We start from the raw sequence: 19,991 nt of genomic DNA on the forward strand, positions 1-19,991 counted from the left end.
CGGTTACTGCTGAATACTGAGTGCTGCTCGATCTCTCCTGGGAGTTGAGGAACGGGGCACAGGGGGCTTTTGGGGCCCCGGACCGGCCTCGCTTCGGAACCGGTCCGGCCTCGCTTTGGAACCGGCTGAAAGAGGCCGTGAACTTTTCGGCCAGGGGCCGCATCACACATGAGGACGGGTTGGTGCGGCTCGTGGTCCGTGAGAAGGCGGGCCGAAGGACGGCCGTCCGGCGAGGAGCAGGGATGAGGGCAGGTGAGAGCAGTGGGTGAGCCACAGAACAACGGCACGGAGACGAGGTGGCGGGTCCGGCACGGCGAGACCGTGGGCGAGGCCGGCCGGCAATCTGGTGAAGGGCGTCGATCCCGTGTTCGTCCAGCCGATGTGATGGCTGTCCTCGCGCTCGTCGCCGGAGTTGTGCTGGGGGTCGGCACCTGGCGCACCTATGTCGCGGAGAGCGCGGGAGCGAACGGGGAGAGCGGCGAAGACCAGGGGCGGGCCCTGGTGAAGCCCAAGGAGATGATCAAGCCGGTGGAGGTGGCGGCTGGTGCCTCCCCGCACCGTGCGGGAGCGCGGCGGTCGGCGGGGGTACGAGGGCGGATGATGCCCCTCCGGGAGAGCGCGGCATGCCGCTGATGCCGGTCTCGCGCGGCCCGAGTGCTGACGGGTGTACGGCGGCCCGGCGCGCTATTGGGATCCTCCCTTCCCTTGACGAGAGCGGTCTTGGCGAGAGCGGTCTTTGACGGGGGCTTCTGCTCCGGCGCACGTCCGCGGTCCGCGGGTCCATGGATTTACGTAAAGCCACATAGAGAATTCCGCCCCCTCGGGAATATTCCGCCCCCGAGTGTTCCGCCCAGGAGGGAGCGGTGATCGGCTGACCGTCGTCTCCACAAGAGGCGGCGGTCAGCCGTATGTGCGGTCGGCTCGTTCTGCCGGTTCTGTGCCTGGCTTCTCCCGCGTTTCCCCTCGCGTTTTCCCGTTCCTCTGCTTGTCCCGTTCTTCTCGTCACCCCGGGCAGAACCCGGCTGGACGGGGCCGGGGAAACTCGACAAGAGGTGTCCGGTTTCTGGGGGAGGGTGGAAGAGAGTGGGGCCGGACGTGGGGAGGAGGAACGGGTGGCGGGGGAGATCGTGATCCGCGGCGTACGGGAGAACAACCTGCGAGGGGTGACGCTGCGTATACCGTTGGGCCGGGTGACCGTGGTGACGGGGGTCTCGGGGTCGGGCAAGTCGTCGTTGGTGTTCGACACGGTGGCGATCGAGTCGCAGCGGCAACTGAACGAGGTTTTCCCCTGGTTCGTCCGGAACCGTCTGCCGCGCTACGAGCGGCCGAAGTTCGAGTTCATGGAGAACCTGACACCGGCGATCATCGTCGATCAGAAGCCCGTCAGGGGCGGTTCGCGTTCGACGGTAGGGACGATGACCGAGGTCAACCCGGTGCTGCGGGTGCTGTTCTCGCGGTGCGGGGAGCCGAGCGCCGGGCCGTCGCATCTGTACTCGTTCAACGATCCGCAGGGGATGTGTTCTGCGTGCGACGGGCTCGGGCGGGCGGTGCGGCTGGATCTGGACAAGCTGCTGGATGAGTCGAAGTCGTTGAACGAAGGGGCCATCCGGCATCCGGCGTTCGCGGTGGGGACGAACTACTGGAAGCGTTATGCGCGATCCGACGGTAAAGGGCGCGGGAGGACCGGGGCTGGCGGAAGCAGCGACCGTTTTCGACCCGGACAAGCCGCTTCATGACTACTCGGAGAGCGAGCGTGAACTGCTGCTGTACGGCGGCGGCTTCCGGACCCAGCGTCCCCACGGCGACGGCCCGGGGCACGTCGCGCTGAACGACTACGAGGGTGTGGTGCCGCGCTTCACCCGCCGCTTCATCAAGCCGGGGCTGGAGTCGCTGAGCGATCGCGAGCGCGAGAGCGCGGAGCGGGTCGTCACCGAGGCCGCCTGTCCGGAGTGCGGGGGAGCGCGGCTGAACGAGCGCGCGCTGGCGTCCCGTATCGAGGGCTACCGCATCGCGGACTTGTGTGCGATGGAGATCCGCGAACTGACGCGAGTACTCGGAGGACTGGCCGTTGCGCGGGATCCGGTGGGTGGCCCGGCGGTCGGGGCGGCGCTCGCGGCGTTGGGGCGCATCGACGCGGTGGGGCTCGGCTACCTGACCCTGGAGCGCCCCACCAAAACGCTCTCGGGAGGCGAGGGACAGCGGCTGAAGACCGTGCGCCACCTGGGCAGCAGCCTCACGGGCATGACGTACATCTTCGACGAGCCCAGCGTCGGGCTGCACGCACGTGAGGTGGACCGGCTGAACGGATCGCTGCTCGCGCTCCGCGACAAGGGCAACACGGTACTGATCGTCGAGCACGACCGGGATGTGATCGAAATCGCCGATCATGTGGTCGATGTGGGTCCTGGAGCCGGCACATCCGGTGGTGAGATCGTCTTCGAAGGGACCGTCGGCGAGCTCGCGGAGAGCGGCACGACCACCGGCAGACATTTCCGGGAGCGCACCGGGCTGAAGCCGACTGCGCGGCGCAGGTGGCCGTCGGGCGTGCTGACGGTGCGGGCGGCGTCGTTCCGCAACCTCAAAAACGTGAGCGTGGACATCCCGGCAGGAGTGCTCACCGTCGTCACGGGCCTCGCGGGGTCCGGCAAGAGCACCCTGGTCGGGGTGTTCGCGGCCCGGCATCCGGAGGCCATCGTCCTCGACCAGTCGGCCGCCGGGATCTCGGCGCGTTCGACGCCCGCGACGTACACCGACATCTGGGACCTGGTGCGCAGGATGTACGCGCGGCGTCACGGGGTCGATGCCGGGCTGTTCAGCTTCAACACCACAGGCGCGTGCCCGGATTGCCGGGGGCGGGGCAGCGTCACGATGGACATGGCGTTCATGGACCCGGTGACCACCGTGTGCGAGGGGTGCGCGGGGCGACGATTCCGCGCGGAGGTTCTCTCGTACCGGATGCACGGCAAAAACGTCGTGGACCTGCTCAACATGACCGTCGAGGAGGCCCTGGAACACTTCACCGACCCCGCGATCCTGCGCCGGCTCTCCCCACTGCGGGAGGTCGGTCTCGGCTACCTCACCCTCGGCAGGCCGCTGTCGCTGCTGTCAGGGGGCGAGCGGCAGCGGATCAAGCTCGCGCACCGGCTGCACGAGACGGGGAGCGTCTACGTGTTCGACGAGCCGACGACGGGGCTGCACATGGCCGACGTAAAGACCTTGCTGGCGCTGCTGGACCGGCTGGTGGACGCGGGCAACACCGTCATCGTGGTCGAGCACGATCTGGATGTGGTCAAGCACGCCGACCATGTGATCGATATCGGTCCGGAGGCCGGGGCGGACGGCGGCGAGGTCGTATTCGCCGGGACCCCGGAGGAGATGGCGCGCATCTCCCGCACGCACACAGCTGATTACCTGCGGCGCTCGCTGCCCTGAACGGGGCGCCGGCGCTGTACGGGACGCGGCGTCGGCGCTGCCGTACAGCCCGCCGGGGGCGCGGAACCGGGGGGCGCGGAGCCGGGGGCGGCTCGGGGCCGGGGGCGGCTCGGGCCGCTGTCCTCGCGGGCGGCGAAGGCTCAGTCCTCCTCGATCCGGTCGTCCTTCCCCCGCTCGTCGTGCTCCTCCTGCCTGCCGTTTTCCTCCCGTCCGCCGTCCGTCCGTGGCCGCCAGCCGAGCTTTGCGCGCAGCATCCGGTAGCGGTCACGCTGCTGCCGGGATTGCCGGTCCAGTTCCTCCCACATCCGCTGGGAGCGCTTCTCCACGTCCAGCTCGTCCAGGATGCGATCGACCTCGGCCAGCAGCGCGCCGTGCAGCTGCCACTGGCGGGGGTGTTCCTGTACGCCGTCCAACAGATGGAGAGCGACGGTGTCGCGGCTGGCGCGGCTGGCGTCGAGTTCCCGGACGAGCTGTGACTCGGCCTCCTCCGCGTTGGTGCTGACCTGCGTGGTGATCAGTACGGCGAAGCTTTCGACCGCACTGGCCATGTGGGTGAACAGTTCGTGCAGTCCCTCGGCGATATGCGGCGCGAAGAGTGGCTCTTCTGTGCGCGCCTTCGCGAGATCGACCAGCGTCCGGCACACCGTGCGCAGGACGACCGCGCAGATCTCCATGGTGTCCAGGCCGGTGCGCAGCACCACCCGGGAGAGTGCTCCTTCCTTGACCCGGGGGTTGAGCCGGAGACTGTCCTCGGCACGGCGCAGGTCGGCGTCCACCTGTTCGATGTCCTGGTCGAGCCGCCGTGCCTCGTGCAGCCGTTCGGCGGCCCGCGTCACCGGGGAATGGCCGCGCACCTGCTCGCCGAGGCTCAGCAGCAGCCGCCGCATCCGGCCGGAGAGGTCGATGACGGCCTCGCTGGCGGGCTGCACCCATACGGGTGGCACGAACAGCACGTTGAACGCCAGCCCTACTACGGCGCCGACCAAGGTCTCCAGCACCCGGTCCCAGGCCATGGCGGCCACCTGGGTCACGCCCAGGACGAGCATGGCGCTGATCGCGGTCTCCGGGACGAACTCTCCGGCCTTGACAAAACGGCCGATGACCAGGGCAGCGAGGATGACGACGCCCAGGCTCCACCAGGTGAGCCCCACCAGGGAGCTGAAGCCGGTCGCGATGAGCACCCCCGCGACCACCGCGTTCACCCGGCGCATGCCGGTCTTCAGCGTCGTATAGAGAGTGACCTGGGTGACCAGCAGCGCGGTCAGGGGAGCGGTGAGCGGTGCGGGCTCACTGCTCAGCTGACGGGCGACGACATACGCGATCACGGCGGCGACGGTCGAACGGGCCGTCTGGGCGACCACGGGCTCCCGGCGCCGCCGGACGAGGTTCAGCAGAGGATCGGTGACATCGCGCACCCTGGGTCCCTCCCCGCTTTCCGGCGCCGTTCGACAGGCTCGCGCGCCGATGGGGCCGCCCGGGTGACCGCCGCGCTCCACGCGACCGTGCCGGGAAGCGGCGGCTCCGGCTGTCCCGGATGGTCTGTTCCGGTCCGGTGCGAGCGGCCCGCCCTGAACTGTGCGCGTTCGGCCCCGGTCTGCCCGGGTTCGGTGCCGGGCTGGAAACGGTCGGTTCTGGACCGGCCGCGGCCTGCGTCTGGGCGTGCATGGTCTGCTCCGAACTGCGGATGACCGGTTCCGGGCGGATTCTGTAGGAAGTCCGTCGTGAGCGGAGACGGCGAACGCGTACGGCGGAAAGGGAAGCGAGCGGCATGACGGAGACGGGGATCGACATCGGGCCGGCGGCGCGGCGGATGGCCGTGCTGGTGGACGGGGCCGGGGACGCGGCGCTGGACAGTTCCACGCCCTGCGAGCGCTTCGCGCTGCGCGATCTGCTGGCACATGTGATCGAGCTGTCGGTGGGCTTCCAGTACGCGGCGCGCAAGGAACTGGGCGACAGCACCGAGCGTGCCCCCTCCGAGCACGGCCCCGGCCCGTTGCCCGAGGACTGGCGCGCGCAGCTCGCCCGTGGCCTGGAAGCCGTGACAGCGGCCTGGCGCTCGCCGGCGGCGTGGCAGGGCGACACCCAGGCGGGCGGGGTCTCGCTGACGGGAGCGGTGGCGGGGCGCGTGCTGTTGAACGAACTGGTCGTGCACGGCTGGGACGTTGCGCGTGCGACCGGACAGGAGCCGGGGTTCGACGAGGAGTCGCTGCGTACCGTACACACGTTCCTCGCGGACGCGGTGCGGGGGAACGGCGGGGAGGGGCTCTTCGGGCCGGTCGTCCAGGTGCCCGAGGACGCACCTCTGCTCGACCGGGTGGTCGCGCTCACCGGACGCGACCCCGCCTGGCGCCCTACGGGGACGTGAGGCCGCCCAACGTGCCGGGCGCTGCGCTGTTCCGTCGGCGCTGGAGGGCGGAAGGGCGCCGCGTACGGCCCGGCCCGGGCCGTCCGTGACAGAGCAGCCCCTCCAAAGGGGTGTCATTAGGCCACCCGTGACGGCCGCGGAGGGCCCTGCGGGGTAGCGCGGGAGCCCGGGGAGGCGCTCGCGGGTCGTGTGCGCGGGGTGGCCGGCGGAGAGGCGGAAGCTCGCCGAGGGAGAGCGCGTGCACAGCGGTTTCCCGGCCGATGGCGGTTTCCCGCCGATGGCTGGTCGGCACGCGCTTATGCGCGAGCAAGCCCATAAACCCTGCTTCGTACGGAAGTTTGGTATCCGGAAGGAATTCGGCCTGCGTGCCGCCCTGATCGGACCTCATCAGACCTTCAACTGGACTCGGATGAAGGGCCGTTGCGCCATCCTTCATGCGCGCGGAGCCCGCGCGACGGCTGTCGTGCGTGGTGGCGAAGGGGAGTTGGGGGCATGAAGGGAGTTTATCGACACGTCGTCATACTTGCGGGCGAATCATTCCGCCAGGTGTGGTTCGCGGGGGATTCGGTGGGCAACTCTGGTTCCGCGACGTCGCAAGGCAACGTCCGGGCGGATGGCCAACCGCCCGAAAAACACCGCACTTACTGGTGCAATGCCGCGTTCGCGGCCCACATATGGTTCCTGGAGGAATGAACATGGCACGCATCCGTACCGCCCGCGTCATCGCAGCTGCCGCCGCCCTTCCTTTCGCCCTCGCCGTCATGTCCGGGGTGGCGCAGGCGGACAACGGCTCATTCGCGGACGACGGATCGAATTCCAATGCGAGTGTCAGTACCCAGGCGCAGAGCGCGAGGGGGGACGGGAACAACACCAACAACGCGAACAATGCCACCGTCAATGGCAACGGCGCGGTTGTTGACCAGTCCAACGAGACCCACAACAAGACGAACACCGTCGTCTTCACCAACCTGTGGTGACAATCAACGAGCCTGTGGTGAACATCTGACGGGTTGACCGGCTACTCGGCCGGAACGTTCATGGGGATGGACCGAAGCCGCGCGTCCGCGAATCATTCGCGGGCGCGCGGCTGCTTCTGTGTGCCGGGAGGGGGCAGGAATGTGCCCTGGAGCACGGGGTGTTGGGATGCCCGGTCGGGGTGCGCTGCGGCGCTCGGGGGGCTGGCCCGGACCAGGGGGCGAGAGAGGTGACCTTGACAGGCTCACCAGAACTGACGGACAGTCAGGAAAGCCCCATCCCCCACCGCGCACGGCAGCGAAGCGTGCAGGAGGGCGTCGAGTTGGGCGGACGAACCGTGGGGCGCAGGTCAACATCCCCGGAGGCGGCGTGAGCGAGGTCCAGCGAGGCGGCGTCGCGACGACGGTCGGCGGCACGGCGGAGGAGGCGGCGGTGAGTGACGACGCGCTCCACGAGACCCTCCTGGAGTACGAGGGCCGCCCGGCCGCAACCTCCGCACGGGGCAGGGACCCCGTCAACGAGACGATGGTCCGGCACTGGTGCGAGGCCCTGGGACACCCCGTGCCGCCGGACGGCTCGGCGCCCGCGACGATGCTCCAGGTCTGGACGATGGCCGGGATGAGCGGACGGGAGGGACGCGCGGGCCCGTACGACGCGCTGCTGGGCACGCTGGAGGACGCTGGGTACACCTCGGTCGTCGCCACCGACTGCGAACAGGAGTACGTGCGCGAGCTGTATCCCGGAGACGAGATCACCTTCGACGCGGTGATCGAATCGGTTTCGCCGCGCAAGACGACGAAACTGGGCACCGGATACTTCGTGACGACCCGGATGGACATCCGGACCGGCGACGACACCGTGGGGACGCACCGCTTCCGGATCCTCAAGTACCGCCCTGCGGAAGGCGGAAGGACCGCTGAGAGGCAGGCTGCGGCCCCCGGTGCGCCGGCCCGGCGGCCCCGGCCGGTGGTCAACCGGGACAACGCGGGCTTCTGGGAGGGCGTCGCCCGCCACAAGCTGCTGTTCCAGCGGTGTGACGCCTGCGCCACGCCGCGTTTCCCCTGGCTGCCCGGGTGCCACGCGTGCGGCTCCGGCGCGTGGACGGCCATTGAGTCGGCGGGGCACGGAACGGTCTATTCCTACGTGGTGATGCACCATCCTGCGTTCCCCGCCTTCGAGCCGCCCTATGCCGTAGCGCTCGTCGAACTCGGCGAGGGCGTTCGCCTCGTCAGCAACATCACCGGAGTGCCGTGCGAGAAGGTGCGCATCGGGATGCCCGTCGAGCTGGAGTTCCTGCGCGTGGACGAGGACCTCGAACTGCCCGTCTTCCGGGGGCCGGCCTGATGGACCCCACCCTCGGCACGCCTGCATGCCAGGTACGCCAGGCACCCTCCTCGCCGAACGGGGCGGGACTCCGGCCGCAACGGAGGGCCCGGCCGCAACGGAAGAACAGGTGCCGACGGTGGAACCGGTGACCGGCGGAGGAACTGACCGCGACGGAGGAGCTGTGATGACGAGCGCGCCCGTGGACGCTCCAGTGCCCCGTGAGGGGGACGAACTGCCGCCGCTGGCCGTGCCGGTGACGCGCACGCTCATCGTCGCCGGGGCCATCGCCTCACGCGACTTCCAGGACGTGCACCACGACGCGGAGGCGGCCAGGGACAAGGGCTCGCCCGATATCTTCATGAACATCCTGACCACCAACGGCCTGGTGGGGCGCTACGTGACGGAGTGGGCGGGCCCGTACGCGCGGCTGCGGAGGGTCGCCATCCGGCTGGGTGCCCCCAACTACCCGGGCGACACCCTGACACTGACCGGCCGCGTCACTTCCGTCACGGCATCCGGTGGGACGGGAACGGGCGCACCGGATGCTTCGATTCTGGAGGCCGGGATCGCCGTACTCGGCAGGAACAGTCTGGGTGCTCATGTCACAGGCGCGGTCACCCTTCTCCTCACCATCCGGACGCGGGATTCGGAAAGCGGAGCCGTTCAAGGGGCTGACCAAGGGCCAGGCCAGGGAGCTGTTCAAGTGGGCGTTCAAGGGCCCGCCCGAGAAGCCTTTCCGGACGCCGACCAGGACACCGTCCAGAAAGGCGCGGACATATGAGCCTCCGGAGCCGCGACACACTGGGCGGCCGTGCGGCGATCGCCGGCATCGGTGCCACCGAGTTCTCCAAGGACTCCGGCCGCAGCGAACTCAAGCTCGCGGTCGAGGCCGTCCAGGCGGCGTTGGAGGACGCGGGTCTCGTACCGGATGACGTCGATGGCCTGGTCAGCTTCACCATGGACACCAGCCCGGAGATCACCGTGGCGCAGGCGGCGGGCATCGGCGAACTGTCGTTCTTCTCGCGCGTGCACTACGGAGGCGGTGCCGCCTGCGCCACCGTCCAGCAGGCGGCGCTGGCCGTCGCCTCGGGAATCGCCGAGACGGTCGTGTGCTATCGGGCGTTCAACGAGCGCTCGGGCCGGCGCTTCGGCTCGGGTGTCCAGCGGCGCGAGCCGTCCGCCGAAGGCACGGCGCTCGGCTGGTCGCTGCCCTTCGGCCTGCTCACACCCGCCTCCTGGGTCGCCATGGCGGCGCGGCGCTACCTGCACACCTTTGGGCTGAGCCCCGAGGTCTTCGGGCACGTCGCCGTGACGGACCGGAAGTACGCGGCGACCAATCCGGCCGCCTACTTCTACGGCAAGCCGATCACGCTCGCCGAGCACGCCGCCTCGCGCTGGATAGTCGAGCCGCTGCGGCTGCTCGACTGCTGCCAGGAGACCGACGGCGGTCAGGCCCTGGTGGTCACCTCCGTGGAGCGCGCTCGCGATCTGCCGCACCGGCCCGCCGTGATCGCCGCGGCGGCGCAGGGGGCCGGACGGCGGCAGGAGCAGATGACGAGCTTCTACCGCGACGACCTGACGGGGCTGCCGGAGATGGGCGTCGTAGCCGGGCAGCTGTGGCGCACAAGCGGGCTGGTGCCCCGCGACATCGATGTCGGCATTCTGTACGACCACTTCACCCCGTTCGTGCTCATGCAGCTGGAGGAGTTCGGGTTCTGCGCGCGTGGCGAGGGCGCCGATTTTGTGGCGGAGGAGGTCATTCCGCTCAACACCCACGGGGGCCAGCTCGGGGAGGCGTACCTGCACGGGATGAACGGCATGGCGGAGGCCGTACGCCAGATCCGCGGCACGGCCGTCAACCAGGTGGACGGCGTGGAGCGCGCGCTGGTCACGGCGGGTACGGGAGTACCGACGTCCGGCCTGGTGCTGGCCGGGTTGTAAGCCCCCGGTCCGGAGGCTGCTGTCCGCCGCAGCCCGGGCGCGGCAACGGCGCCGTCGGTCCGGCGGCCGGCGGGCAGGGCAGATGGCTGAATCCGGGGGCCTTGCGGGCGAGCCTGAACGGATCCATGCGCCGGGACTCGTTTCACTCGCCACATGGCCAACGAAAATAAGATGATTCGCCGGGGAACCGTTCTGCTGGCCGCGCTCGCCGCCCTGTTCACCTCCGGGGTGCTGCCCGCCGCCGGAAGCGAGGCGGCACCGGCCGATCCCGTCACGAGCCACCCTCCGGTGCCTCCCTCACCCCGGGCCGTGCCTCCGGCGCCACCGTCACCCGGAGCGGCCTCCGGCACAGCGGCATCGTCCGCCCCAAGAGCCTCGCGGCAGCCGGCCGCGCCCCCGGGGGCCGCCGTACCCTCCGGGCCCTCCCGTCAGGCGCCCCCCGGCTCGCAGCGCCAGCCCTCCTCGGACAACACGCCCCCAGCACCGGGCGTGCCGTCCCAGCCCGGCCAATCCTCCCAGTCCGGCCAACCGTCCCAGCCCGCTGAGCCTTCCGAGCCGCGCACGCTGCTCGACCCGGCGGCCCCCGACGCGCCCGAGGACCCGACGGCGCCCGGCGCCCCCGATGTTCCCGGAGGACAGCCGTCACTCATTCGGGGCGATCCGCGTTCCTTCGGCGCGGAGGTCTACAAGGGCTACGCCTTCGACGCCTGCCAGGCACCGTCCGCCGCCACCATGCGGGCCTGGAAGCGCGCCTCTCCCTTCGGCGCGGTGGGCGTCTACATCGGCGGACGCGGCCGGGCGTGTCCGCGTCAGAAACACCTGACGCCCGAGTGGGTGCGCGGCGTGCACAAACTGGGCTGGAAGCTGCTGCCGCTCTACGTCGGCTCCCAGTCCCCCTGCGTCCGCGCCGCCCACAAGCGCAAGGTCCGCATGAGCACCAGCGGCCCCTACGCGCAGGGCAAGCGCGAAGGGCTGGACGCGGTGCGCCAGGCCAAGCGGTTCCACATGGTCCGCCACAGCGCCGTCTACCTCGACATGGAGGCGTACAGCTACCGCGACAAGAGCTGCGCCGCCACCACTTTGCGCTTCATCCAGGGCTGGAACAGCGCGGTGCGCGCCCAGGGCTACGTCGCCGGTTTCTACAGCAGCGCCGACTCGGGCGTCTCCCACCTGGAGAAGGCACGCGCCGCGGGGGCGCGCGGGCTGCCGACGGCCTTGTGGTTCGCGCGCTGGAACGTGCCCAAGTCCCTGGACGGCGAGCGCGGGATCAACCGCCGGGCCTGGCAGCCGCACCGTCGGATCCACCAGTACACGGGCAATGTGAAGCGCACCTACGGCGGGCACACGGCCCACATCGACCAGAACCTCGTGGACGCTCCCGTGGCTGTCGTCGGGTGAGTTCCCGAAGGCGCCCCTGATTCCCCTGGAGGACCGTCTCCACCTTCAGGAGGTGTAGCCAGCACCACCCCTACACCCTGAGGCGGACGTCCCATCGGGACCTCCGGTCGATCCCGGGGGCACCCCACGACTTCTAGCGTTGAGCCATGACCACGCCTGGGACAGTTCGGACCACCCGGACCACCGTTTCGACGACCGCGGGGTCCCCTGCGGTGCCGCCAGGCTCCGGGGGATCACCGCTCACCTTCAGCTCCTACGTACGCGCCCGCGGCCCCGTGCTGCTGCGCACCGCCCGCTCCCTGACCGCCAACCCGAGCGACGCCGAGGACCTGCTCCAGACGGCGCTCACCAAGACGTACCTGGCCTGGGAGCGGATCGAGGACCACCGCGCGCTGGACGGCTATGTCCGTCGCGCGCTGGTCAACACCCGCACGTCGCAGTGGCGCCGCCGCAGGGTGGACGAGTTCGCCTGCGACGAGCTGCCGGAGCCCGACCCGCTGCCCGCACCCGACCCCGCCGAGCAGCAGGCGATGCGGGACGCCATGTGGCGCGCCGTGCTCAAACTGCCCGCCCGCCAGCGCGCCATGGTGGTGCTGCGCTACTACGAAGACCTGAGCGAGATACAGACGGCCGAGGTGCTGGGGGTCTCGGTCGGCACGGTCAAGAGCGCGGTGTCCCGCGCCCTGGCGAAGCTCCGCGAGGACGCACAGCTCGCCTCGGATGTGCTCGGCGGCACCCAGAGCGACAGCACCGGCTCCACCGGTCTTCGCAGACGCAGCGGTCCCGCGCAGCGCGAGAGCCACCAGGGACGACGGAGCCCGGTGGGCCGGCCCGGTCACATGGGCCAGCAGGGATACGGGAAGCACGGGGAGTTCGGCTACCACGGGGAGTACGGGGAGTACGGGGAGTACGCGGGATTCGGAGGAGAAGGCACCCGGAAGCAGGAGCCGGTAGCGGCCTGATTCCTGAACCCCTCCCGATCGGCCGATCTCCGCACGACCCCGTGACATACCGTGCGGTCGGTGGCAGGCTTCCGCGGAACCGAGCCCGTACTCGCGCGTAATACCGTGCGCGACGCCCCGTTCCGTCGAACCGCCCTACCCATCGAACCCACCGAATCCGCCGTATCTTCGGGAGGCCCCGGTGCAGAGCACGATGCAGGACGTACCGCTGACCATCTCGCGCATCCTCCGCCACGGAACGAGAGTCCACGGCACCTCCCGGATCACCACCTGGGCCGGCGAGGGGGAGCCGCACCGCACGACCTTCCACGAGACCGGAGCGCGCGCGGCTCAGCTGGCGCACGCTCTCCGCGACGAACTCGGAGTCCGGCCGGACGACCGTGTCGCGACGCTGATGTGGAACAACCACCAGCACGTTGACGCGTACTTCGCCATCCCCTCCATGGGCGCCGTGCTGCACACCCTCAACCTGCGGCTGCCCCCTGAACAGCTGGTGTGGATCGTCAATCACGCCGCAGACCGCGTCATCCTGGTGGACGGCACCCTCCTCCCCCTGCTCGCCGGGCTGCTGCCACGCCTCGCCCCCGTCGAGCACATCGTCGTCGTCGGACCCGGCGACGCATCCGTCCTGGAGGGCTGCGCCGCTCGGGTGCACGACTACGACCAGCTGCTGGCGGACCGCCCCACCAGCTACGACTGGCCCGAGGTGGACGAGCGTTCGGCCGCCGCCATGTGCTACACCTCCGGCACGACCGGCGACCCCAAGGGCGTCGTCTTCTCGCACCGCTCCGTCTACCTGCACTCCATGCAGGTCAACATGACCGAGTCCATGGGCCTGACCTCGGGCGACACCACGCTGCCCGTAGTGCCCATGTTTCATGTGAACGCCTGGGGGCTGCCCCACGCGGCGTTCATGACCGGAGTGAACCTGCTGATGCCCGACCGCTTCCTCCAGCCCGGCCCCCTCGCGGACATGATCGCCGCCGAGCGTCCCACCCACTCCGCGGCGGTGCCCGTCATCTGGCAGGGCCTGCTGGCCGAACTCGCCGAACGGCCACGCGACATCTCCAGCCTGCGGACCGTCACCATCGGCGGCTCCGCCTGCCCGCCCGCCATGATCGAGGCATTCGACGAGCTGCACGGCGTCCGCGTCTGCCACGCCTGGGGCATGACGGAGACCTCACCCCTGGGCACGGTCGCCCACCCACCGGGCGGCCTCACCGCCGAAGAGGAGTGGCCCTACCGCATCTCCCAGGGCCGCTTCCCCGCAGGCGTCGAGGCACGGCTGGCCGCTCCGGACGGCGGCTTCGCACCGTGGGACGGCACCTCGGCCGGTGAGCTGGAGGTGCGCGGGCCGTGGATCGCCGCCGCCTACTTCGGGGGAGCGGGCGAAGAACCCCTGCGCCCCGAGGACAAGTTCAGCCCCGACGGCTGGCTGCGCACCGGCGATGTCGGCGTCATCACCCCCGAGGGCTACCTCACGCTCACCGACCGCGCCAAGGACGTCATCAAATCCGGCGGCGAGTGGATCTCCTCAGTAGAGCTGGAGAACGCCCTGATGGCCCACGAGTCCGTCCTGGAGGCGGCTGTCGTGGCGGTACCGGACGAGAAGTGGGGCGAACGTCCCCTCGCCGTCGTCGTCCCGAAGGAGGGCGAGGAGCCGGTCGGCTACGAGGAGTTGTGCGGCTTCCTCGGCAAGACCGTCGCCCGCTGGCAGCTGCCCGAGCGCTGGGCGTCGGTGGAGGCGGTGCCGAAGACCAGCGTCGGGAAGTTCGACAAGAAGGTGCTGCGTGCGCAGTACGCGGCCGGAGAGCTGGAGGTGACGAGACTCGGCTGAACCCGCCCCGCCCCGCCCCGCCCGGCCCGGTCCGACCCCGCCTGCCCTCACCGCCCCCCGGCGCGCCCGAGCGCAGTGCCGACTCCCGGATCCTCGCGTGCTCCCAGGGGCGCCGCACTCGTCGGGGCAGTGGCCGCACTCGTCGGGGCAGTGGCCGTACTCCTGCGGGAGCGGGGCCGTACTCCCGACGCGGTACGGCCACCAGGGAGTACGGGCCGACGTCAGTTGGCGCCTATTTTCGTCAGCAGGTCGACGATCCTGGACTGGACCTCGGCGCTGGTGGAGCGCTCCGCCAAGAAGAGCACCGTCTCTCCGGAGGCCAGCCGGTGCAGCTCCCCCGGATCCATGTCGGCGGAGGTGTAGACGACGAACGGGGTGCGGTTCAGCAGACCGTTGACCCGCAGCCAGTCGATGATGCCCGCGCGGCGGCGCCGCACCTGCATCAGGTCCATCACCACGAGGTTGGGCCTGGTCTGCGCGGCGACGTTCACGGCTTCGGCGTCCGTCGGCGCATGCGCGACCTGCATGCCGCGCCGCTCCAGCGTCGCAGCGAAGGCTCCCGCGATGGCGTGGTTCTCCTCGACCAGCAGGACCCTGGGCGGATGCTGCTCACTGTCGCGCGGCGCCAGCGCCTTGAGCAGCACGGCAGGGTCGGCGCCGTAGGCGGCCTCGCGCGTCGCCTGTCCCAGGCCGGCCGTCACCAGCACCGGCACCTCGGCCGCGACCGCCGCCGTGCGCAGCGACTGGAGCGCCGTCCTGGTGATCGGGCCGGTCAGCGGATCGACGAAGAGCGCGGCGGGATAGGCCGCGATCTGGGCATCGACCTCCTCGCGCGAGTGCACGAGGACGGGACGGTAGCCGCGCTCGGAGAGCGCCTGCTGGGTGGAGACGTCCGGCTCCGGCCACACGAGCAGACGGCGCGGATTGTCGAGCGGCTCCGGCGGCAGCTCGTCGTCCCTGGCATACGCGGGCATGCTCAGCCCGCGCCCGTCGGAGACCTCGACCGGGCTGTCGGGCCCGTCCAGCGGCTCCGGCCCCTCGGCGAGCGAAGGCCCGACGGAGGCGCCGACCGCGTACTGCTGCGGACCGTTGCCGTGCCCGCCGCCGCTCTCCGTGCCGTCCTGCGGACGGGACGACGGCTGCGGCTGCGGTTGTGGCTGGGGCTGAGGTGGTGACTGGGGGCGCGGCTGGGGCATGGGGCCCGGCAGTGGTCCGGCGCCGGACGGGTTCTGCCCGGGAACCGCCGGAAGCTGGGTTCCGCCTTGCTGCGCGGGCCGGTTCCGGGGCCGGCCCGTCGGCTGTGCGCCGGGCTGCGGCCGAGCGGCGGCGGACTCGGCTTGTCCTTGTCCCGCAGGCCCGGCCTGTTCCTGCCCCGCTCCCGGCGCGGCCTCTTCCTGCCGCTCCTGCGGAGTCGCCAGCTTCCGCCGTCGGCCGGAACCGGGGGGCGCGGGCGGCGTGGAGGGGGTGGACGGTATGGCCGAAGCGGGCGAGGACGTACCGAGAGGCTGTCCGTGCCACTGGTGCGCAGCTTGTTCGGCCACGCGTTCGGAGAACGGCATCCCCTGGCCCAGCGTCCTGACAAGCGGGCCCTGCTCGGTGCCGTACGGGCCGACGCCGCCCGGACCACTCTGGCCGTGCTGGCCGTGCTCCGGCATCGGCGCGCTCTGGGATTGCTGAGACTGTTGTGACTGTGGGGGCGGTTGGTGCTGTGGATACGCTCCGCCCAGGATCGGACTCGCCGCGACCACCGAGTGATCGGTCCGGCGCCCGGGCTCGGGCTCGCCCTCCGGCCGGGCCCCGCCCTGAGCCTGCTCCCGCTGGTTCCGCTCTTCCGCGGAACCGGAACCGGAACCGGAACCGGGGCCCGGATCCGGGCCCGGAACGGGAGCGTTCGGCCCGGGGGAGGGTGCGGAGGCGCTCACTCCGTTCAGGCCGTACTCGTACGAAGCGGCGGCATCCGACTCTCCCGGCCCGGCTCCGGCTCCGCCCCCGGAACCAGCCTCGGCACCGGCCGCCAGGCCAGGTCCTGGTGGCGGCCCCGGGGCGGGCAGCGGTCCCGGCACTGACTCCTCCTCGGCCGCAGGCGCCACGGGCGGCAGCGCGAACGGCGCGTGCTGCGGCCCCTGCTGCGCTTCCGCTTCGGCCTGCGCCCGCGCACGCGCTGCGGCAATGCGCCGGGCCCTGCGCCCGCCGCCGCCGCTGGCGGCGGGCAGCTCCAGCTCGTTGGAGACCGGGCCCGGGCCCTGCTCCCCTTCACCGACGTCGGTTCCGTACGACGGGCGGGACTCGGACATCTCGTGCGGCGAGACCGTTCCGCTCCCCGCCTCGATGGCCTCACCCGCACCGTGCGCCTCGGGTGCCACCTCTGTGCGGGCCTCGGCCGGGTCGGCCAACATCCTCCGGGCACGCCGTCCCGAGCCCTGTGCGGGCACGGGCACACTGCCGCTACCGGCGGGCGGCAGCGCGAACGGCCCACTCCCGGACCCCGACCCGGACCCGGATCCGGCCTCAAGCTCAATCGCGGCTCCGGCTCCGGCTCCGGCTCCGGCGTCTGCCCCGGCCCCAGCCGAGGTTCCGGTTGCCGATTCCCGGGTGCCCTCACCCGCACCGGATGCCTGTACGTGCTGTTCCTGTTGCTCGTAGGGTCCGTACGGCCCGTGTTGTCCTTGCTGCTCTTCCACAGGGCTCGGCCGGCCTCGCCGCCGACCGGTGGGCCGGCGAAGGCCGACGGCCTCGAAGCCCTCACCACGCGAGGGCCGCGCGGCCTGAGAGGGCTGCGAGGGCTGTGGGGTCTGCGAATGCTCCTGTGCCGGGAGTTGGACTCCTCGCGCGGGAGGCTGCGCCGAGCCGTCCCCGTCGAAGCTTGACGGGGGCACCTGGGACTCGCCCGCTGAACCGCCCCCGGGCCCCAACTCGGGCCCGCTCTGCGGCTCGTCCGGGACAGGCCCGTTCAGGACCGGCTGATCCCCGGCGGTCCGACCCGGTCCGTGCTGTCCCGGTCCGTGCTGTCCCGGGCCGAGGGTGTCATGCGCGGGCTGGCCCTGACCAGGTACGACCGGCCCGGCCTCCACCTGCCCAGCCGGAATCCCGCCGCCGGCGCCAACACCACCGACGCCAGTACCGCCAACACCAGCACCACCAGTGCCAGTACCGCCGACATCGTTACCGCCAACACCAGCGCCTGCCCCCGCGCTCGGCCCCGGCCCCAGCTCACGGCTCTGCCGGGGGTCCGGCACCTGGCCGAGCCCCGTGGGCCCCTGTCGGGGGTCCGGTGTCGGCGCGGGAGCCAGCTCAAGCGCGTTTCCCGCCCCGGCGGGGGCGCCGCTCCCGCCATCGGGGACGACGGCACCTCCGGTTCCGCTTCCGGTTCCGCTCCTGTCTGACTCGCTGTCCCGGCCCGAGGAACTTGCCGCCTCCAGCTCACGTCCGGGCCGATCAACGGCTCCGGCTCCGGCTCCGGCGTCAGGACCAGGTCCAGACCCAGCCCCGGGTCCAGACCCAGCCCCCGGTCCAGAAGCTGGGCCCTCCCCCCGGTCGTGCTCCGGGCCCCACACCTGCCCCGCCGCACCATGCGGCACCTGCCCCGCCCTAACGTGCGGCGACTGCCCCGCCGTACCGCGTGCGGGGGCTGCCGGAGCGGGCATCACCGTCGTCTCCCCCGGGTCCGTCCCGCGCACCGTCTGGAAGCCGGGCCCCGCGAGGCCCTCTTCACCGACAGCCCGGCCCTCACTGCCGCCACCGAGACCGCCAACACCGCTGGAACCACTAGGGCCACCGGAACCACCCGCACCAACGGCCCCACGAGTACGACCACGCCCCCGGCCGCCCGTGCTGCCGGGCCCGCGCCCCCGGGCGTGACTCCCCCCGCCACCCCCAGTACCGGAACCGGAACCGCCGCCGGTATCCCCGTCGGAACCCGTACCGGCACCCGCACCCGTCCCCGCGCCGGGGCCCGTCACCTGCGCACGGGCCCGCGCCCGGGGCCGCCCCGAACGGGACGCGTTCCCCTGCGCCGCGACGACCGGCACCTCCAGCACATACGCGCTGCCGCCGGCCGCCCCCGGCACCTGGTGGGTCTGCAGGACGCCGCCGTGCCGGGTGACGATGCCGCGCACCAGCGGCTCGTGCACGGGGCTGCCGCCGCCGTACGGGCCGCGTACCTCGATGCGGACAACCTCCCCCCGCTGCGCTGCGGCGACCACGATCGTCGGATCGACACCCGGCGGCGGCGCGGTCGGCGTGCGGCCTGTCGCGTCCACGCCCGCCACATCGGCGATGAGGTGGGCCAGCGCGACCGCGAGCCGTTCCGGATCCACTTCCGCTTCTATCGGCGGAGCGTGCACGGCGAACTGCGCCCGGCCCGGCCCGATCAGTTCGATGGCGCCCTCGACGCCGGCGGAGACCACCGCGTCCATCGGCACCGACTCGCAGCTGAGCCGTTCCTTTCCGGAATCCAGCCGCTGATAGCTGAGGACGTTGTCGACGAGCGTCATCATCCGGGCGTAACCGGCGGACAGACTGTGGAGGATCTGGTTCGCCTCGGGCCACAGCTGTCCTGCCGGGTCGGAGGCGAGCTGCGCCAGTTCACCGTGCAACTGCTCCAGCGGCTCGCGCAGCGACTCTTCCAGCACGGCGCGCAGCTGCGACTGGCGCGCCGAAACCTCGTCGTAGGGGCGCCGGTCGGCGAAGGTCAGCACCGCGCCGACCAGTTGTTCGCCGTCCCGTACCGGCGCCGTCGTCATATCGACCGGCACCGCGCGCCCGTCCTTCGCCCACAGCACCTGCCCCACGCGCATCCGGTGCTTGCGGCCCGAGCGGAGGGTGTCGGCGAGCGGCGTCTCCTCGTAGGGGAGCGGGCTGCCATCGGGGCGCGAGTGGTGAATGAGGGGGTGGAGCTGCTGCCCGCCCAGGTCGCTCGCGCGGTATCCCAGTATCTGGGCGGCTGCCGGGTTGACAAGGACGACATTGCCCCCGGCATCGACGCCGACCACGCCTTCCGAGGCGGCGCGCAGGATCATCTCGGTCTGCCGCTGCTGGCGCGCCAGTTCGGCCTCGGTGTCGAGGGTGCCGGTGAGGTCGCGTACGACGAGCATCAGCAGCTCGTCGCCGGTATATCCGCTGTGCCCGCTGCCGCCGTGGTCGGCGAACGCCGCCTCGAACGCGGAAGCGTAGGGCGTGCGTCCGTCCTCAAGGTTCGCGCTGGTCACCTCGACCGGGAACTCGCTGCCGTCCGTGCGCCGCGCGACCATCCGGGTCGGCTTCTGACGCTCCTGCGCCTGGGCGGCGGCCTCGTCGGGGCGGCGCATCGACCCGGGGATCCGCTTCGAGTCGAACTCGGGGAGCAGGTCGAGCAGGCCACGGCCGACAAGAGCCGTCCCCGGCGTCTCGAAGGCTTCCAGCGCGATGGTGTTGGCGTTCACCACCGTGCCGTTGCAGTTCACCAGGAGCAGCGCGTCGGGCAGGGCGTCGAGTATGGCGGCGAGGCGAGCAGCGCCTCGGGATGGCCTGCTGCTCACGGCGACATTTCCTCCCTGCTGACCTCACGGTGCTCGTGACCATCCGCCCGTTTCTTCCTTGTTGGTCCGGTCGGGCCACGACTGCCAGTCTGCCGTTCGCCCCGGGCGCGTCACTAGGGGGGAGTCTACGGGCAGCGATGGTGCGCGCGGCGGCGGATGCGCGCGAGCCGGTACGGGGCCGGTACGGAAGCCCGTGGCGGAGCGGCACCGACGCCCGCACACGTGGCCGCATGTTCCGG

Annotated in this window: 11 protein-coding genes and 2 pseudogenes; 11 read left to right on the forward strand and 2 right to left on the reverse strand. The window is 71.4% G+C overall.

All coding sequences use genetic code 11. The features are described from left to right. Positions 1 to 261: 261 nt before the first annotated feature. Positions 262 to 633 (forward strand): hypothetical protein, encoded by a 372-nt coding sequence (locus tag ABD339_RS13010; protein WP_344565455.1) that lies wholly within the window; start codon positions 262 to 264, stop codon positions 631 to 633. Positions 634 to 1,112: 479 nt separating this feature from the next. Then, positions 1,113 to 3,432, forward strand: a pseudogene (locus tag ABD339_RS13015) (excinuclease ABC subunit UvrA). A gap of 140 nt (positions 3,433 to 3,572) precedes the next feature. On the opposite strand, the gene ABD339_RS13020 reads toward ABD339_RS13015, so the two are convergent. Next, positions 3,573 to 4,847: an FUSC family protein gene (locus ABD339_RS13020; protein WP_344565457.1), complete on the reverse strand. Its 1,275-nt coding sequence runs from the start codon at positions 4,845 to 4,847 to the stop codon at positions 3,573 to 3,575. Positions 4,848 to 5,200: 353 nt separating this feature from the next. On the opposite strand from ABD339_RS13020, the gene ABD339_RS13025 reads away from it, so the two are divergent. The 9 genes and pseudogenes from ABD339_RS13025 (at position 5,201) to ABD339_RS13065 (ending at position 14,236) form a co-directional block, all read left to right on the forward strand. Then, the gene (locus tag ABD339_RS13025) at positions 5,201 to 5,797 is read left to right on the forward strand and encodes a TIGR03086 family metal-binding protein (RefSeq protein ID WP_344565459.1); all 597 of its coding nucleotides are present in this window, start codon (positions 5,201 to 5,203) and stop codon (positions 5,795 to 5,797) included. A 238-nt stretch (positions 5,798 to 6,035) separates the two neighbouring features. After that, complete coding sequence (locus ABD339_RS13030; protein WP_344565461.1) at positions 6,036 to 6,293, forward strand: hypothetical protein; 258 nt, start codon at positions 6,036 to 6,038, stop codon at positions 6,291 to 6,293. Positions 6,294 to 6,492: 199 nt separating this feature from the next. Beyond that, positions 6,493 to 6,774, forward strand: a complete 282-nt coding sequence (locus ABD339_RS13035; protein WP_344565462.1) for a hypothetical protein — start codon at positions 6,493 to 6,495, stop codon at positions 6,772 to 6,774. 430 nt (positions 6,775 to 7,204) lie between these two features. After that, entirely contained in the window at positions 7,205 to 8,116 is a 912-nt protein-coding gene (locus ABD339_RS13040; RefSeq protein ID WP_344565660.1) for a Zn-ribbon domain-containing OB-fold protein, read from the forward strand. Between the two features lie 166 nt (positions 8,117 to 8,282). Continuing rightward, a complete protein-coding gene (locus ABD339_RS13045; RefSeq protein WP_344565463.1) occupies positions 8,283 to 8,879 on the forward strand; it encodes a MaoC family dehydratase in 597 nt (198 codons plus the stop codon). After that, complete coding sequence (locus ABD339_RS13050) at positions 8,876 to 10,039, forward strand: lipid-transfer protein (RefSeq protein ID WP_344565465.1); 1,164 nt, start codon at positions 8,876 to 8,878, stop codon at positions 10,037 to 10,039. The genes ABD339_RS13045 and ABD339_RS13050 overlap by 4 nt, the downstream gene beginning before the upstream one ends. A 153-nt stretch (positions 10,040 to 10,192) precedes the next feature. Continuing rightward, complete coding sequence (locus tag ABD339_RS13055; RefSeq protein ID WP_344565467.1) at positions 10,193 to 11,437, forward strand: DUF1906 domain-containing protein; 1,245 nt, start codon at positions 10,193 to 10,195, stop codon at positions 11,435 to 11,437. A gap of 146 nt (positions 11,438 to 11,583) precedes the next feature. Further along, positions 11,584 to 12,153, forward strand: a pseudogene (locus ABD339_RS13060) (SigE family RNA polymerase sigma factor); the annotation flags it as partial. Positions 12,154 to 12,580: 427 nt separating this feature from the next. After that, positions 12,581 to 14,236: a long-chain fatty acid--CoA ligase gene (locus tag ABD339_RS13065; RefSeq protein ID WP_344565468.1), complete on the forward strand. Its 1,656-nt coding sequence runs from the start codon at positions 12,581 to 12,583 to the stop codon at positions 14,234 to 14,236. Positions 14,237 to 14,457: 221 nt separating this feature from the next. On the opposite strand, the gene ABD339_RS13070 is transcribed toward ABD339_RS13065, so the two are convergent. Then, positions 14,458 to 19,752, reverse strand: a complete 5,295-nt coding sequence (locus tag ABD339_RS13070) for a hybrid sensor histidine kinase/response regulator (RefSeq protein WP_344565469.1) — start codon at positions 19,750 to 19,752, stop codon at positions 14,458 to 14,460. Between the last annotated feature and the right edge of the window lie 239 nt (positions 19,753 to 19,991).

The sequence above is a fragment of the Streptomyces axinellae genome (assembly GCF_039532135.1).
GTDB lineage: Bacteria > Actinomycetota > Actinomycetes > Streptomycetales > Streptomycetaceae > Streptomyces > Streptomyces axinellae.